This is a genomic window from Spirosoma lituiforme, from assembly GCF_054776635.1.
In genome coordinates this window covers 212,249-228,845 of sequence record NZ_BAAHBO010000008.1, presented here as the reverse complement: position 1 = coordinate 228,845, position 16,597 = coordinate 212,249, and the positions used below count along the sequence as shown (strand labels likewise).

13 protein-coding genes are annotated in these 16,597 nt (G+C 36.7%); 2 read left to right on the top strand and 11 right to left on the bottom strand.

Annotated features, from left to right (window positions below; all coding sequences use genetic code 11):
* Positions 1-94: 94 nt before the first annotated feature.
* Positions 95-1,168: an NAD-dependent epimerase/dehydratase family protein gene (locus ACYU87_RS23275; protein ID WP_461136509.1), complete on the bottom strand. Its 1,074-nt coding sequence runs from the start codon at positions 1,166-1,168 to the stop codon at positions 95-97.
* Positions 1,169-1,952: 784 nt separating this feature from the next.
* On the opposite strand from ACYU87_RS23275, the gene ACYU87_RS23270 reads away from it, so the two are divergent.
* A complete protein-coding gene (locus ACYU87_RS23270; protein WP_461136508.1) occupies positions 1,953-2,963 on the top strand; it encodes an endo-1,4-beta-xylanase in 1,011 nt (336 codons plus the stop codon).
* Positions 2,964-3,509: 546 nt separating this feature from the next.
* On the opposite strand, the gene ACYU87_RS23265 is transcribed toward ACYU87_RS23270, so the two are convergent.
* From ACYU87_RS23265 to ACYU87_RS23220, 10 genes are all read right to left on the bottom strand, one after another.
* The gene (locus ACYU87_RS23265; RefSeq protein ID WP_461136507.1) at positions 3,510-4,313 is read right to left on the bottom strand and encodes a hypothetical protein; all 804 of its coding nucleotides are present in this window, start codon (positions 4,311-4,313) and stop codon (positions 3,510-3,512) included.
* Between the two features lie 103 nt (positions 4,314-4,416).
* Positions 4,417-5,430: a glycosyltransferase gene (locus tag ACYU87_RS23260; RefSeq protein ID WP_461136506.1), complete on the bottom strand. Its 1,014-nt coding sequence runs from the start codon at positions 5,428-5,430 to the stop codon at positions 4,417-4,419.
* The gene (locus ACYU87_RS23255; RefSeq protein WP_461136505.1) at positions 5,427-6,389 is read right to left on the bottom strand and encodes an O-antigen ligase family protein; all 963 of its coding nucleotides are present in this window, start codon (positions 6,387-6,389) and stop codon (positions 5,427-5,429) included. The genes ACYU87_RS23260 and ACYU87_RS23255 overlap by 4 nt, the downstream gene beginning before the upstream one ends.
* Before the next feature lie 349 nt (positions 6,390-6,738).
* Positions 6,739-8,079: a lipopolysaccharide biosynthesis protein gene (locus ACYU87_RS23250; protein WP_461136504.1), complete on the bottom strand. Its 1,341-nt coding sequence runs from the start codon at positions 8,077-8,079 to the stop codon at positions 6,739-6,741.
* Positions 8,080-8,146: 67 nt separating this feature from the next.
* Positions 8,147-9,268, bottom strand: a complete 1,122-nt coding sequence (locus tag ACYU87_RS23245; protein WP_461136503.1) for an acyltransferase family protein — start codon at positions 9,266-9,268, stop codon at positions 8,147-8,149.
* Positions 9,269-9,321: 53 nt separating this feature from the next.
* Complete coding sequence (locus tag ACYU87_RS23240) at positions 9,322-10,515, bottom strand: glycosyltransferase family 4 protein (RefSeq protein ID WP_461136502.1); 1,194 nt, start codon at positions 10,513-10,515, stop codon at positions 9,322-9,324.
* Positions 10,516-10,527: 12 nt separating this feature from the next.
* A complete protein-coding gene (locus tag ACYU87_RS23235) occupies positions 10,528-11,451 on the bottom strand; it encodes a glycosyltransferase (RefSeq protein ID WP_461136501.1) in 924 nt (307 codons plus the stop codon).
* 90 nt (positions 11,452-11,541) lie between these two features.
* A complete protein-coding gene (locus ACYU87_RS23230) occupies positions 11,542-12,216 on the bottom strand; it encodes a sugar transferase (RefSeq protein ID WP_461136500.1) in 675 nt (224 codons plus the stop codon).
* 39 nt (positions 12,217-12,255) lie between these two features.
* Positions 12,256-14,586: a GumC family protein gene (locus ACYU87_RS23225; RefSeq protein ID WP_461136499.1), complete on the bottom strand. Its 2,331-nt coding sequence runs from the start codon at positions 14,584-14,586 to the stop codon at positions 12,256-12,258.
* Between the two features lie 11 nt (positions 14,587-14,597).
* Entirely contained in the window at positions 14,598-15,266 is a 669-nt protein-coding gene (locus ACYU87_RS23220; RefSeq protein ID WP_461136498.1) for a polysaccharide biosynthesis/export family protein, read from the bottom strand.
* A 783-nt stretch (positions 15,267-16,049) separates the two neighbouring features.
* On the opposite strand from ACYU87_RS23220, the gene ACYU87_RS23215 reads away from it, so the two are divergent.
* Positions 16,050-16,541: a hypothetical protein gene (locus ACYU87_RS23215; RefSeq protein ID WP_461136497.1), complete on the top strand. Its 492-nt coding sequence runs from the start codon at positions 16,050-16,052 to the stop codon at positions 16,539-16,541.
* The last annotated feature ends 56 nt before the right edge of the window (positions 16,542-16,597 follow it).

Sequence of the window (16,597 nt, the reverse complement as noted above, 5' to 3'; positions counted from 1 at the left end):
AGTTTGGCCGGCATTCATTAGCGGAAAGGGTCGGTGGGATTAAGAGCATATCTTAATCCCACCGACCCTTTCCGCTGATAGCTTCTTTTCAGCGCTATACCGCGTGCTCCAGCCGAGCCACCATACTGTCGTGGATCTGCTCCATTGTCTGGTTCAAATCGTAGTTCCAGGTCCAGTCCGGGTAGTGGCTTTTAAACTTATTGAGATTCGAAATATACCAGATATGATCGCCGATGCGGTTGGTTTCAGAATACGTGTAATTCATCTTGTTCCCCGAAATCTGTTCGCAGATGGCAATGGCTTCCAGCATAGAGCAGTTCGCGTGACGGCCCCCGCCAGCGTTATATACCTCCCCTACACGCGGATTCTGGTAGAAATGCCAGAACATATTTACTAGATCCCAGCTGTGAATATTATCGCGCACCTGCTTGCCCTGATACCCAAAAACAGTATACTGGGTACCCGTAATGGCACACTTCATCAAATACGACAGAAATCCGTGCAACTGCGCTCCTGAGTGATTCGGCCCAGTCAGACAGCCCCCTCTGAATACACCAGTCTTCATACCAAAGTAGCGTCCGTACTCCTGTACCAGAATATCAGCGGCCACCTTCGACGCCCCGAACAGGGAGTGCTTAGTATGATCGATACTCATGAACTCGTCGATCCCATCCTGGAAGTAAGGGTGACTCTCATCGATTTCCCACCGGGTTTCCGTCTCGATCAAGGGCAAGTAATTTGGGTTATCCCCGTAGACCTTATTCGTTGATGTAAAGATGAAAACGGCCTCCGGACAGTGCTGGCGAGTCATCTCCAGCATATTAAGCGTTCCATTGGCATTGACCGTAAAGTCGGTGAAAGGTTCACGGGCAGCCCAGTCATGGCTGGGTTGCGCAGCAGTGTGAACGATCAGCTTAATGTCCGTACCAAACTCTCGAAAGATGGGATCAAGCTGGCTCACTTCCCGAATGTCGGCAGGTCGGTGGGTGTAATTGGCATGAGCCTCCTGCAAACGGTTCTGATTCCACTCGGTTGATGCATCGGCACCGAAAAAATACTGGCGCATGTTGTTATCAATGCCAACGACTAGATCAAACTTATCAGCAAAGAAGGCAACCGATTCACTACCAATCAATCCGGCCGAGCCAGTTATTAAAGCAATACGCATAGATGGTTAACTATTGAGGTTGAACTGAAAGATTATCACTAAAATCACGTATAACCAATTGTAAGATACTTATTTACGCCTGTAGCGATACATATATATCTAGCCAAACTTAATCAAAATATTGTTACTAAATTCATTATTAAAAAACTATAAGTATAATAAAACTAGATATAAGATATTTATAGTATTATTTAGACATTACACTGGCTTTAAGTAAGCTATCGCAATCGCCAGCCATAAATTCATGCAACCTCCCGTTGTATAACTTAAATCAAGTAATCAGCTATAAATTAAAAAGCCTATAAAATTGATTCTGAGCCAAATCAAACCATAAAAGAACTACGTTATCAATCAACAGTAAGAGCACGGCCCTGAAGATTCATTCAAAGAATCGTGGTAATTTCATATAACCTATTGTTTACGATAAGTGTAGATTGTAAAAATCCAATTTATTAGAAACCAATCAAAGGACCTCAACATGTTAGAAAGACCGAAAACCGAAAAGTTCTGATTAGTATCAGAAAAACCGCTGATCCAGGTCATCCATCGAAAACGGCCGATTTAGGGGGGTGTAGCAGGCGAAATTTGATCATCGAATCAAAAACAACTCGCCAAAATGTTACGGTCTTCTACTTCGAGCAACCAAGTTTCTTCAGCTTCTACCTCTAAAGGATTCACTGTTTTGTTCACATTCGTCCTATTCAGCTTCCTGACAGCCTGTAGCCCAAAAGACACAGCAATTGCTCCCCAAGCAGTAGAGTCAGCAGACCTATCAACAAGCGTCATGTCGACAAACCAAGGAGCAGGCGCAGCGATTGATAGCAACGCAACGTTGAAGTCCGTAACCTCTTTCCCAATCGGAGCAGCCCCTGGCTCAGCTTTGTTAATTAAAAACAAAAAAATATACAACTTACTTGCCAATCAGTTCAATGCTGTAACAGTTCATACATATATGAACATCGAAACTGCACCAAACAAATTCAATTTTAGTGAAGCAGACTATTGGATAAAGTATGCAGAAACAAACCCAATTCGCATGCATGGTCATTGTCTTGTATATCATGTTGCAGCACCAGATTGGTTGACTAATTTTTCTGGAAGTACAAGTGATTTTGAAAAAGTAGTAAAAAACCACATTCAAACTATTGTAAGCCGGTATAAGGGCAAAATAAAAAGCTGGGATGTCATAAACGAAATTTTCAACGATAATGGTACATTAAGAACTTCTTCTTTTCGTAAGTTGTATAGCAGCGATGAATCTTATATGAATTTTGTCAAAAATTGTTTTATATGGGCACACGAAGCAGATCCTGACGCTTTACTTTTCTACAATGATTTTAATTACGAAATTTCACCAGCTAAACTAGAATCAGTTTTAAAAATGGTAAATAATTTTAGAGCTGCAGGTATACCAATAAATGGTTTAGGAACACAAATGCATATCACTATAAATACTCCAGAAGTAAATATTGGAAATTCTTTATATAAATTGGCAAACACTGGGTTAAAAATTCATATCTCAGAACTTGATATTAAGGTAAATCCTCTAAATGTAAACAATTTTATTTATTCAAAAGATATCGAAAAAATTCAAGCATCTAAATATGAGAATATAGCAAAACTTTATTCTCAAAATGTTTCATATTCCCAAAGATATGGAATAACACTGTGGGATCTCAGCGACGCAGATAGTTGGTTAGTAACTTCGAATAACAATGAAAAACCTACTATTTTTGACAATCAGTATAACAAAAAGCCAGCATACTATGCCTTACTGAAAAGTTTAAAAAACTAATTCTATAAGAGTTAATATTTTCTTAAATAATTACTTGGAGAAATATTAACTCTTATAGATAGCATTTGAGCTCTGTAAACTTATCAACTTAATTGAAATCCGTAACCTGCTTTGAAGCACAAAACAAGTCAATTTTAAGAAAAACGCAAATAGATTTACACCATTCAGATTTGACTAAATATATTTAAAAGTTCTTTGAAGCAAATCATAATTAGTAAATAAAAGGTATTATATCAACTATGTTAATTAGAAAAATAATCATTGAAAAGACAAACTGTATAGTATTGATCGCAGCATACTTACAGCTTAAAGACATCCTTACTTGGCTATACTAGTAATAGTAATCAACACTGTTTATACATTACCTAAATCCTTAAATTCATAAGCTAAGCCTGCATGTATATATTATAATATAAATTTGAGATTGTATAATTCTTTTTCTAATTGATTCTTCAAAACTGTTTAGGTGAATTTTAAACTTCTCAACTATTCACATCTTAAGAAAAAGAATAAGAGTTATAACTAAGCCATGTATATATTCATATATCAACAGGGAGCAGTAAAATAGCCAGAGTTATTATATTGCTGTAGTATATTTGAAGTATACTGATATAACTCGTTTAACTGTTGCTGTATACTATTTACGTGATTGTATCCATTCCATTTAGACTCATAAAAACTTACCTTAATTACTCCATCGGGCTGCAAAGCCGCGTCAAAAAAAATTATATCAGAATTGATCTTCTCAGCCAAACGAAAGACATTGGGCGAATAAGCCTCTCCTAGCGTTTTATCAACCAAGACAACAACAGATCCACCTTTCTGTAATACAGTTTTAGCCTTTTGCAATACATGCGATCCAGTACGTACAGCAGCTACTTTCTCGGTAATACCCCAAATTGAAATACAATTGATGAGAGTGGGATCAGCCGCCAATGCCAATGTTGGCTTAATATTATGTTCCATTAAATGGCGTACAGCCACTTTCGTGAGTGGAATGTGCGTAGAACAAAGGATTAACCCATTTGGCCTTGGCTTACGAAATATTTCTATTCCCTGAGCAAATATCGGAATTGGGAAAGGTTTCCCAGTATGAGTCATCACAGCTAGAAAATGATTTAATCTAACGGCATGATTAATAGCAACTGTATTTTTATATTTTCTTTGCTTCCGCACAAAAGTTGGTATAGCATGTATCTTAGCTATCTTATCAGATATCTTAGCTATTTTATCTGATACCCAAGCTAACATACCAGATACCACGTAAGCAATTTTATACCATTCAGTCTGAGGAAATATAAAGGTAATTGCAATAGCTAAGATTTTCGAAATAGACCGTATTCGATTCATTTTTTTAATTTACCTAATAAAATTACTATAAAATAAAAGTAATTAGTGCGAATCTATTATATATTTATCAAACATCAATTGAATGGTGCAAATTTTAGTTACTCTATAATAGTCTATCGATAAGAAATTTAGCATAATTTAACCAACTGTACTCACAGATTACTGTATTGATTTTGCTTTCTGATATCATATACAAGTCTGGTTCATTCTGACATTTAAAAAGCAAATCAGCAACTTCACTGTATGAGTCGTACGTGTACAAAACTCCTTTCTTTGCAAAATCTTTAAAGTTACCTCGATTAGGTGCTATTGTAGTCTTAAAATGAGAAAGGCTTTTAGCTAAAGTACCTGATGTTAAAACGCTATCGCCAAAATGAGTGAATAAAACCGTTCTGGACTGTTTGAAGTATAAAGCAAGTTGCTCATCTGTTACAAAGTCTGTGTGGATGATAATTTGCGAACTCTCATACTTCTTAAGCTTGTGCTTATAACTCTGATCACTACATTTACCGCAAATTAAAATTTTAAATTGATTTTGAAGGCCTTTAGAATTAAGAAATTCTAGAAAGACATCTACACCTTTATATGAAGAAAGATTACCCCAAATTATGGCATCGTATATATAACTATTATTTGATATATCTTTTCTTTCAGAAATATTAAATGGATGAGGATAATATATCTTTTTAGAAACCTTTCCGAGAAGATCCAGCCCTTCTTCTGCATGGACGATGACAAGATGGCATTTTTCAATAATCCAATCAGTAAATTCACTTTGTTGATGGCGAGCATCTTCACGATGTGATACACGATTATGCATCGTCCAAACAACTTTACCACCTCTCCATACAAAAACTCTTATAAGTTGCTTAAGTATTGATACTTGCAATTTCCCTAATGGTCTATGATAAAGATCCTCAGGCCAATTCAAAAATAAAACATTAGTATTAAATAAATATAGAAAAAAATCTAACGTACGCAAATTAACTACATAGGGGCTTCGAATTACGTGTACGCCTAATTCATCTAATGCATTACCTAAATCGGCTATGTAAGGGTTGGTAATTTTATTTGTTGTAAAAGCTAAATTAGGAGTTATGTATACAGATGGGCTCATACTAGTATCTCTTTATTTTCAGTTGTTTTGAGTTTTATTTCACCTCTATATTGATTAGAAAGCTTTAACGAAATTACTGAGTACAATAACGTAAAAATTATCCAATTAGGATGTTTTGGCAATAAAAAGCTAGATTCAGTTAGATTATTAATTAATATGATAATAACAACTAAACTAAAATTAGTAAGAGAATGGTACTTTATGCTCTCTGACAGTAGAGGTACAACAATAAATAACAATAATATTAAAAGTGCAATTCCAAAGTAACCTAATTGCATATAAGTTTCTATGTATCCATTATGCATTTGCATAAAATTGTCCATAAAAGGGTCGATGTGAACACGCTTACCACTTGGATCCCAAAATCCACCAGCACCGTATCCTATAGCGACTCTATCATCTTTGATGATTTCAGTCAGACCATAATTCCAAATTAAAGTTCTACCAGTTAAATTCGCATCTCTATTCAAAAGTTTGAAAAATGAAAAATCTTCACCTACTCCAGCAATCTGAAGCACAAAAAACGAAATATATCCTACTCCAATAAGAAGCGACCACATCAATCTCCTTTTCAAAAGTAAAGATAAATTAATAAAAACTACTAATACAATACTTACTAAACCCGTTGCACTACCGCTCAAATACAGACAAAAAATACTCATTCCAATTAGAGTAATTGTTTTAAATTTGTAATCCATAAGACTCCTAGGTAGCCAGATGCTAATTGCAATAACTGCTAATTGAGCCAAGTTATTTGGCGAAGGCGTCAAGGCATCAAATCTACCATCTTCACCTAACACTTTTGAGAGAGCCAACGATGGAAATAATATGGAAAATAATACATTCATAGAAATAATGATATACAATGATTGTTTAAGCTTTTTTAGTAAATCAATATTATATTCCTTGCAAATAATTATAATAGAAATAGTTTGAACTATTTGTAAAAATAAATTCACGACCCTAATTAGGGTATTGTTTGGCATTCTACTCCACAAAAGAGAAAATAAGCAGACAAGAAATATAAATAATATTAGTTTTATATTGGTAATTATATGAAAAGTATCTTTTTTATAATATAAAACTATCAACAATGAACTTCCATAAAATATTGAATTTATAACTGTAGACACAGCTTTGCTTAAATCGCTTTCATAATCAATGCCAAAAGGCTTTAGAAAAAAAACAATTAACTGAAAATATAATATAAATTGTATCGAAAGATATATGTGAAATATTTTTTTCATTTTATTTATCAAAAACGTTTTGAGTCATCATAAAACATTCATAGTTAAGAGTGTAGCGAAATTAACTGTCAACTAATTTTACCACACTCTTTTTATATTGGACAATACCAAATATCAAAGAAATTGTATAAAATGTTGTAACTGACCAAACTATACCAGAAGCGCCAAAATTTAGATATTTTACCATTACTATACTGAAGGGCAAATACATTATGACTTGAAAAAGAGATAAAATAGCCAAATAATTGATATTATTTGTCCCACTGCTATAATAGTTATAATTGTTCATGAATAGATAGACAGATACATTTACTGCTAATGCAAAAGACAGATCTTGAGGAATTGCAATTTTACCACTAGTCCAAATTTTAAAGGCAAAATCGCTAAATGAAAATAACAATGCACATAAGACCACTAAGCAACCAGATATTATATTCAATTTTTTTATAGTTTCTATTATCCAAGTTCTATCTTTTTTTATATACGCTTCCGTAAACGCTGACCAGTATGGTGTTAGCAAAATACCATGTAAAATTAATATAGCACTAAAATATCTATTTGCTACATTATATGGGCCCACTTCATTAACATCTAATAAATGAGATAAAATAAAATTACCAGCGCTAAATAAAACTATATTACCTAATTGTATAACCATAAACTTACCTCCTGTTGAAAATAAATTTCTCCATAAACCATAAGTGATAAAACTGTATTCAGGCCTTATATTTTTGTAATTATATCTAAATAATATCATACTTGATATGGAGTACACTATTAATGGAGCTAAAGCTTGTATAGTAACCAGTAATAATAAAGATCCTCTAAAAAATTGAGTTAATAGTAATATAAGTAATATAATCGTTAAGTTAGATAGTAACAACAACAAAGTAGATAAAAACGCTTTTTGATCTGCAAGAAGTACAGAATTAATCGGTTTTAAAAAAACTTGTAAACATAAAGAACATAGCATTATAGTAATAATGTAATTTACATTTGGCACTTTTCTAATATCAATATTAAGAATACTTGCCCAATTAATGTAAAAATTAGACAGAGAAATAAAAAGAATCAAAGCTAGAGTAAATATAGCCATGATAAAGTAAAATGTACTAATATACTTTTTAGCTAATACCAAATTACCATCAGAAAAGCAGGCAACTAATTTATTCCTTAGTCCTTGACCGAAACTTACGTCAAATATAGTGAACCACATTACAAGTGAATTAATCATCATCCATATACTGAAATCATGTTTACTTACTAAGTTTAAAGTAAGAGGTATGAGTAAAAAATTTACTAATACACTAAAAATTTTAACCACAAAGGAAAAAAAAATATTCATCCGAACTATCTGACTTCTTTCGTCAGCATCATTTTTCCGAATGATTTGATCATACATATACTTAACCATCTAAAAAAAGTCTAAATCTTTGTTATTAATCAATACAAAAAAAAAACTGTCAGTATTATTTTCCGCTATTAGGTTTTAAAACTAACTGCGAGTTAATCATTGAAGCAATATTAGAAAATGATTTTTTTCGGAAAATGTTTTTGTATTTAAATTCTATACTATTGTATGTATAGTGCGATACTAAAATTATCGTTGATAAGTAAAGAAACAAAAAAAGCGTAATATAAACTTGCGATTCGACACGAAAATTAGAAACTATTAATTCAAAAGTTATAGCTATAATGGCATGAGTCATATATATTGAATATGATAGTTGCCCTAGTGTTATAAAAGTTTTATTTTTCAAAAATCGGGATAATGCACCTGCCTCAAAAGAAAAAATTAAAATGCTTATTGAGAAAGAAATGACAAGAATAAAAGTATACTTTTGCGGCAAAAACATTAACAATAATATACTCATGATAATTGAAAAAAATTCTGCAACTGTAAAAAACTTTTTTTTAGAATCAAAATAATCCGTTAGCAATAAAAATATTTCGTAAGCGATACATCCTGTAAAAAAACCATACATGCATCTAAACATACTTAAATTTCTAGTCAGTCTAATATCAAAATTATGGTTCAATTTATATATGGCATATAGTGAAGCTAATACAATAAAAAAAAGACAGAATATTCTCCACTTTGTTGATAAATTATTAATACGTACTATGATAATACAAAATATAAAATAGGTAACTAGCTCTGCGCTAATGCTCCAACTAGGATAATTCCATGAGATATCAGAAATATTAAATGACTGCAACATAAATAAGTTAACAAAAAAAGAAGTTAAATTATTTTTCACAAAAGGAGGGCTTTTAAATAATCCATAATCATATAATATATATTTTGATACCTCAAAGAAAAGAAATACAAACAAAATAATAATATGTAATGGATAAAGTCTTGCTATTCTATTTTTAATAAATTCTGTTTGTTGTTTAAAAGTTTTTAGTTTCTTGTAATTATGGTATATAATAAAACCACTTAACACAAAAAAGAAATCAACAAAATAATCTCCTCTTTTAATCAACAAAGTTTCACCAATTAAACCCGAATATTTATAATGGAAAACAGCAACTATTAGTGCAAATATTCCTCTGAACGTATCTAAAGCAAGAAAATGCTTTTTCATATATTTATCTTCCCAATTAAAACCAATTACATAAATACTTATCAACGAATTCATTATGCTACTAATGAATTATTAAAATTTTTCCTTATCATTGATTTATATATATCTATCTGCTGTTCAAGCACTTTCAATTGCGTATACTTAGATTCGTATATCTTCCTTAATTTTAAACTATCTATCTGTTTAAAATTCGTTAGTACGTCTAGTTCCAGCTTTTCTTTCAGAGAGCTCGCATCATTTGGTGTAAAAAATACAGCTGTACCATTTAGTATGGATCTTAGATTAGGGTTATCAGCACATATAATTGGGGTACCGATACTCAATGCTTCTAATAAAACTGTGGGTAGGCCTTCATACCATATGGAAGGTATTACTAATGCTTTACATTTCTTTATATATTCTATTACGATCTCTCTAGGCTGCGCACCCAAATATTCTATCGATGAAGTATACTTTGAAGCTTCTTCAACGTTTACTTTTAAAGGCCCATCGCCTATTATTTTCATCTTTATATGAGGAACCATTTCGGTGGCTTCAAGTAATGTATTTATTCCTTTTTCAATAGAAAGCCTACCTACAAATAAATAATAATTAGATCTTTCCTTGCTATCATTATAACCCAAATCATGAACTGAGTTTGGTTTTACTATTATTTTATTCTCGTCTAGGTTTAAGGAAGACTCAAGTATCTTACTTTTTGCAAATTCTGTTAGTACTATAAAGCGGTCAACTTTATTCCATGTGCCTAATAGTCTGTGTAATGATGTAATTAATGTTAATTGAATTGATTTTATTTTAGATTTCTGAAAACAACTATGCCTTATTCCATCTAACGGAAATACTTTTTTTATACACTGTTCGCATGGGATTTTCTTATCTCTCATTAGATAAGTACCTGAGCATACTAATCTATAATTATGTAGTGTCATTATTACTGGCACTCTCATTCGATTAGCAGCAATTATTACAGATGGAGAGGCTCTATAGAATATATTATGAATATGAATTACATCAGGCCTAAATCTTTTTATTTTTTCAGTTATTATTTTTGCTGATCCTATATTATATAAAGTGTCAAAAAAAATACCTATTTTATTCATTGCATTCGTTTTTTTAAATTCTTCATTGTCGAATAGCAACGTCTCTACAAAAAAGCCATTATCTCTTAGCATATTAACTTCTTGATCGAAGATAACATCTTCCCCTCCTTTTTGATGATATCTATTATGTACTAGTAATATTCGCATCTTTACTCTAAATTATCCACGCAAACCCGCGTAAGTTTTCAAACGATTATACAACCTTACTGGCATACTATACTTATACCGAAATTTTCCCACATAATAATTGTCTAATTTTATTACATCAGGTAAATTGAAGATTTTTTTTATCCCACAATCCATGAAAGTTTTGTATCTATTATACACATTTGTGTTTGTCGAATCTTTAGAAAAACCGATATTCTTTATCTTCGATTCTGTTGGATATATTGTATATGATTTTGCCTTATACTGACTGTAACACCATCTTATTGCCCACGAATTTATTTCTCCATTCTGTTGTCTTCTTAACATTCTTACTCTATCACTTCCACCTAGATTAAATTCACGCTTTGCATTTTTACTGTTTTTAAACTCTCTATAATCAGAAACACACCAATCAGCCATGATCCATCTATCTTTCCATGTAGCCCATCCCCAGGATCCAGTTCTCGGAAATACGTAAGTATCATATTTATAATATTCAGGTTTTTCAATTGGGAGCGTGTAACCACTTATTGAAAAAATGTTCTTTGTGTTTTCATATTCTCGCAAACATTGATTCATGTATAAAAGAAAGTTGGGTGTCGTCACTAAATCATCTTCTAATACGATCACGCTAGGATATCTTTCTAGAATCGATGAAACACCATTAATAATCGATGTTGCTAAACCTTGATTATTAATACTATAAATCTTATGCACTTTTTTGAATCCCTGAATACCATCCAGTACTTTCCTTACTTCATTCACTTTCACCTCATCTATTGAGTCTCGAGGTCCATCACAAAATAAGTATATCTCACTGTTAATGGCTTCATAGTTCTGAATCAATGCTTCAACTACTTCAGCTAATTCCTTAGGTCTTTTGTAAGCAAATAGTGCTATTGGTGCTAGTGAGAATTCTGAGACACGTGATTCCATTAGAATGATTTTTTAACTTCTTTCCTTATCCTTATTTCTGCACAACAATTCGGTATAGTTTAAATGTTGTTACAGGCTGAAGCATTTTTGTTACCAAGCCTTTTTGTCACCTTGCAGTGTTTTCGCAATTGTCCACCAGCAAATTTTCAGATCTAACCCTAATGACCACTTGTTGATATACCAGCGATCCAAGCGAACCCGGTGCTCCATTTTTTGCAGGGTGTCCGTTTCCCCCCGGCAACCACGTACCTGAGCTAAGCCCGTTATACCGGGTTTCACCCCATATCGCTCCGGGTAGTTTGGCATCGTGTACCAGTGTTTGGCATCCAACTGAACAGGATGTGGTCGGGGCCCTACAATGCTCATATCACCTAGCAGTACGTTGATGAACTGAGGTAGCTCATCCAGATTCGTTTTGCGTAGTATCTGCCCTAATTTCGTAATACGTGGATCATTCTTAGTGGCCTGTTGAAACACTGTTTCAGGACGGCTGACCATTGTCCGGAGCTTGAAACATCGAAACTGCTGGCCCCGGCGTCCTGTCCGTAGCTGAACGAACAGCATTGGGCCGGGCGAATTTATTCGAATGGCTATTCCCAGTATTGGTATGAGCCACGACAGCACAAATAGACAGATTACGAAAGAAAACCCAATGTCAAACAGGCGTTTACCCAGCATACTCTGTTCAGCAACCGACGTTGTTGAAACGTCGTCTTCGGCGTCGATGTACGGCTCGGTATTGGAAAGAGAGGCATTACTAAGCATACTATGTAATGGTTTGCTTGTCAAGGATACATTCTCAAATTAGGATAGTGTTTTGCGGGCTTTTCTATCCGACTTGTCGTCTTCATAGTACCCTCCATAGCTGTAGCTATAGTAATAAGATTCCCCGTCGCCAACGGCATTCAGGATGACGTTCAGGTTATGGAATCGATTCTCTTTGTACAGCGTATCGACCATTTTGAGATAGGTCTTTGGCGTTATGTCGTGCCGAACCATGTATAGGGTTGCATCGGCAAAAGGCGCAATCACCTGGGCGTCGGTTACCAGTCCGATTGGTGGCGAATCGATGATAACATAGTCGAACCGGGCACGCAATTCATCAAGCATTTTGGCTAAATAAGGACCATTAAGCAACTCAGATGGATTTGGTGGGATGGGGCCGCAACTGATCAGGTAATAGTTAGGAAATCCTTCAATCGGTTGCAACACATCATCGAGCGTGGCCTCACCAATCAGGTAATTGCTGATACCAACCGAATTGCGCATACCGAGAGCCATGTGCAGTTTAGGCTTCCGCAAGTCCATTTCCAGGATGACCGTCGGGCGATCAACCAGGGCCAGGCTGGCACCGATGTTCATCGACATGAACGATTTACCTTCGCCACTGATGCTCGACGTGAATAGTAATACCTGGCTACCACCGGCATTGCTGCGCAAAAATTGCAGGTTAGTGCGTAGCGCCCGTATTTGTTCAGCAATAACCGAACGGCTCTTCGATACCACGACTAACGCTTTCTTTCCATCTGACTGAACGACCTCACCAAGAATAGGGACTTTGGACGCTTCTTCCACATCCGACCGACGTACAACCCGGTTATTCAGCATATCCTTGGCAGCAATTGCACCAATGGGCAATAACAACCCGAACAGACCGAACAGCATGAATGTCATGGGCCGTACAGGCTTGATCGGCTTCTTCTCATGGCGGGGCAGATCGACAATGCGGCTATCAGGCAGCGTAGATGCGTACGATAAAGCGGTTTCTTCCCGCTTCTGCAACAGATAGGTGTACAGGTTGTTTTTGATGGCCTGCTGCCGGGTAATGTTGAGCAGTGCCCGCTCTTTGTGCGGTACCGTACGAACCATGCTTTCCATTTTCCGATTGGTGGAGGTCAGCTGGTTCTTCGTGCTGGTTAACTGTTGCTTGATCGTCTGAATGTTTTCCGAGATACTTTGTTTGGTCGACTTGACCTGGCTGTCGAGTGATTGCAGGAGCGGATTACGGTCGGAGGTTGTCCGGGACAGTACATCGCGCTGAAGTTCCATTTCTGACAGCTTCGTTACCAAACCCACCAGAACAGGGTCGCTCAAACTCAGTGTGCCCGGTGTGGTGCCCCGGCTGTCGGCCTTACTGTCTACATACCGCTCAATGTCTTTCAAGGAGCCAAGTTGAATGTTTACCTGATTGAGCTGAGCGTCGTTAGCCTGAACAGTTTGTAAAAACGTTTGAGCCTGTACACTCAGATCGGTAATTCCTTCGCTTGTCTTGTAGGATTCAACATCTTTTTCAACGTTCGTCAGTTCGCCGGAAATCAACCGCAACCGTTCCTCAATAAAGTCAAGTGTACTGGCCGCAACCAGGTTTTTATCGACAACAGCCGCCTGGTTGTATTCCTCAATCAGTTGCTTCAGCAACGCTTCCCCTTTAGCCGGTACGGCTTCTTCGAGCGCGATCTGCAGGACGGTCGATGCTTTGCTGGTTGTTTCAACAGTTAGGTTTTTCAGATATCCGTTCACCACTTCCGCGTGGGGCGACACCAGCACTTTGACGGGCTCCATAGACGCTCTCAGCGGTTGCTTGGTAAAGACGCGCAAGCGCCCATAGGGTGTTTTCAGGGATTGATTGACCGGGTAGGTCTGGTCGTTGATTTGTACGTGACTACGGTCTGCAAAACTGATCTGCAACTTTTCATCATATAAGGATGACAATGGTCGTTCCACAATCAATCGAATTGGCAATTCACCATATACTTCTTTATCGATTGTTTTGGTCGGCTTAAAATACTGGACATCCAGGTTAAGCTTACTGACCACCTTATCCATCAAGGTGTATGACTTGATAATTTCGATCTCGTTCTCAACCGTTTTCTTCGGCTTCAGAATATCCATCTCTTTCAAAATATTCTCCCCGTCGAGACCTTTCTTATCATCTTTGATAAGCAGGCTGGCCTGAACATTGTAAATAGGAGTCTGGTACATCAGGTACACGTAGGCACCAGCACCCGCCAGCAGTAAGGACAAGGCAAACCACTTCCAGTTTCTTAGATAACGAAGCAAAATAACCCGCAAATTTGGCTGATTATCAACAGAATAGGCTTGATAAGGCGTATATGAGTAAGCGTTTTCAGACATATTAGTAATAGTTAGAAACGACTAAATATGATAGCTAGAAAAGAAAGGGCACTTAAAGCAATAGGTAGTAATTGGTAAGTTCGGTCGGCAGTGGCCACGCGGGCTCTGCCGGGCTCAACGTAGATAACGTCGTTGGGGCGCAGGTAATAATAAGGCGAGCGGAACAGATCGCGGCTGGTCAGATCAAGCCGGGTGAAGGTGCGCTGACCATCGACTTCCCGGATAAGCAGCACGTTATCCCGTCGACCGTAGATGGTGATGTCGCCCGCCAGACTAAGGGCTTCCAGCATCGTAATCTTTTCGTTCGGGATCGTGAAGAGCGAGGGGCGGGCTACTTCACCCATAACCGACACGCGAAAATTCTGATTTCGAATGTTGACCGTCGGCTCCTTCAGGTACGTTTTGAGTTCGTCACGAATCCGATCCGTTGCCTGGGCGGTACTCAAGCCACCTACCTTTATCTTACCGATCAGCGGTAACTCAAGCGTACCATCCGGATTAACCAGATAACCCGTTATTTCGGGAAGCGATGTCATCGTTGGTGTCATCATCCGATCGATGGGCATCGTTGCCGATGGGGGATTGAAGAACGCCGTCGCTTCCGGACTCAGGCTACTGACCCGAACGGACAGAATATCGCCCGGTTGAACCGTTGGCATGAACCGATCCGTAATTTTCATGGAATCGGTGGTTAGCTGGTCCTGAAAGTAAACTAACTTTTTAGACGAGATGCATCCCGATACAAGTGAAAGCAAAACTAATCCAACAAGGACAGGTAGTTTTTTTACATACGTAGCTGAAATCATAGATGACTGTTGTAAATAAGTAGAAACGTGGAGTAAAGCGCTGGTAAACAAGGCAATGAATAATAAAAACCCACCTTCGATAGCTGCTTAAATCAAGCCTGTTCTCAATTGGTTGACCCTTGACCTGATTACGCAACTGACCGTTCTTAGTTGTTTATACCCTCATTTCATTGTTATCACTTTTCAAATATATCTCATCCCAATTACAGTAACAAGCATTTACTGTATATATTATATTAACACTTTAAATAAATCATAAACAAAAAGGGTAACCTATATGTTCAATTAGGCTTTATAACTTAACTATATATTTCATAATCAGTTATTTATGATTCTAAAATGTAAATAATTGAGACTTATTTATCACTTGACGAAAACAATAGGTAGTTATACAGGCCAGCCGATTGAAAACCATCCTAATAAATTATGTTTCGCATACTTTTATACTATTTCTGGAAATTATAAAATATAATAAATATTAAACAGCAGGACCAATAGGCCGGATTCAAAAAATTGCATATTTGCAAAATCCAGGAAGCATATACTATGAATTTACAATCCTCAATAGATATTTTACAAACTAGAGGCTGGGAAGTGATTCACCAGACAAATTCATGCTGTCTGTACAGAAGCAAACATCAGCACCTTCTTCTGCCTTTGAAGAGCGTAGGCCAGATTCCGCCAGGAACCCTGGACGCGATGTTTCGATTGCCTTACACGCTGAAGGACCGCAGGTACGAGCCATCTTCCAGCATCAGCATCATTCTCGAAAAGCAGAATAGTCAATTCTGGGGCCGGATCGAACGGCAGGGTATGCTGGCAGTGGCGTCGGGGACTACCGTTGATGCAGTGACGAGAAAACTCAATGCGCAACTAGGGGAGTTTGCGACGTATTCGCACACGGAATACCAGGACAAGGAGGTACTCCCTATAGAATTTGTTTTCGATTACCAGTACGATCTGACACGGGTCAGGGAGCTTCTTCAGCAGTGCAGGATTACCAGCCTGGCTGATCAGACAACCATCCCACCGGATTTGCTGAGCCAGTTTATGACCAACAAGCGCTACCCCTCCTCCCAGCAGGCTCGCCAGATAGAGTTATTGATTCAGAAGTTTGGGCGGGAGCTCCTCGATTTTTCCCTCCTGTGAGGAAAAATACTCATTGGTGAGGATAGAAGAGAGCATTAGAATTGTGCATCGGGCAT

Bases quoted from the DNA above. Each gene is read 5' to 3' on its own strand.
- ACYU87_RS23275 (WP_461136509.1), bottom strand. From the start codon at position 1,168: ATGCGTATTGCTTTAATAACTGGCTCGGCCGGATTGATTGGTAGTGAA.
- ACYU87_RS23270 (WP_461136508.1), top strand. From the start codon at position 1,953: ATGTCGACAAACCAAGGAGCAGGCGCAGCGATTGATAGCAACGCAACG.
- ACYU87_RS23265 (WP_461136507.1), bottom strand. From the start codon at position 4,313: ATGAATCGAATACGGTCTATTTCGAAAATCTTAGCTATTGCAATTACC.
- ACYU87_RS23260 (WP_461136506.1), bottom strand. From the start codon at position 5,430: ATGAGCCCATCTGTATACATAACTCCTAATTTAGCTTTTACAACAAAT.
- ACYU87_RS23250 (WP_461136504.1), bottom strand. From the start codon at position 8,079: ATGTATGATCAAATCATTCGGAAAAATGATGCTGACGAAAGAAGTCAG.
- ACYU87_RS23245 (WP_461136503.1), bottom strand. From the start codon at position 9,268: ATGAAAAAGCATTTTCTTGCTTTAGATACGTTCAGAGGAATATTTGCA.
- ACYU87_RS23240 (WP_461136502.1), bottom strand. From the start codon at position 10,515: ATGCGAATATTACTAGTACATAATAGATATCATCAAAAAGGAGGGGAA.
- ACYU87_RS23235 (WP_461136501.1), bottom strand. From the start codon at position 11,451: ATGGAATCACGTGTCTCAGAATTCTCACTAGCACCAATAGCACTATTT.
- ACYU87_RS23230 (WP_461136500.1), bottom strand. From the start codon at position 12,216: ATGCTTAGTAATGCCTCTCTTTCCAATACCGAGCCGTACATCGACGCC.
- ACYU87_RS23225 (WP_461136499.1), bottom strand. From the start codon at position 14,586: ATGTCTGAAAACGCTTACTCATATACGCCTTATCAAGCCTATTCTGTT.
- ACYU87_RS23220 (WP_461136498.1), bottom strand. From the start codon at position 15,266: ATGAAAATTACGGATCGGTTCATGCCAACGGTTCAACCGGGCGATATT.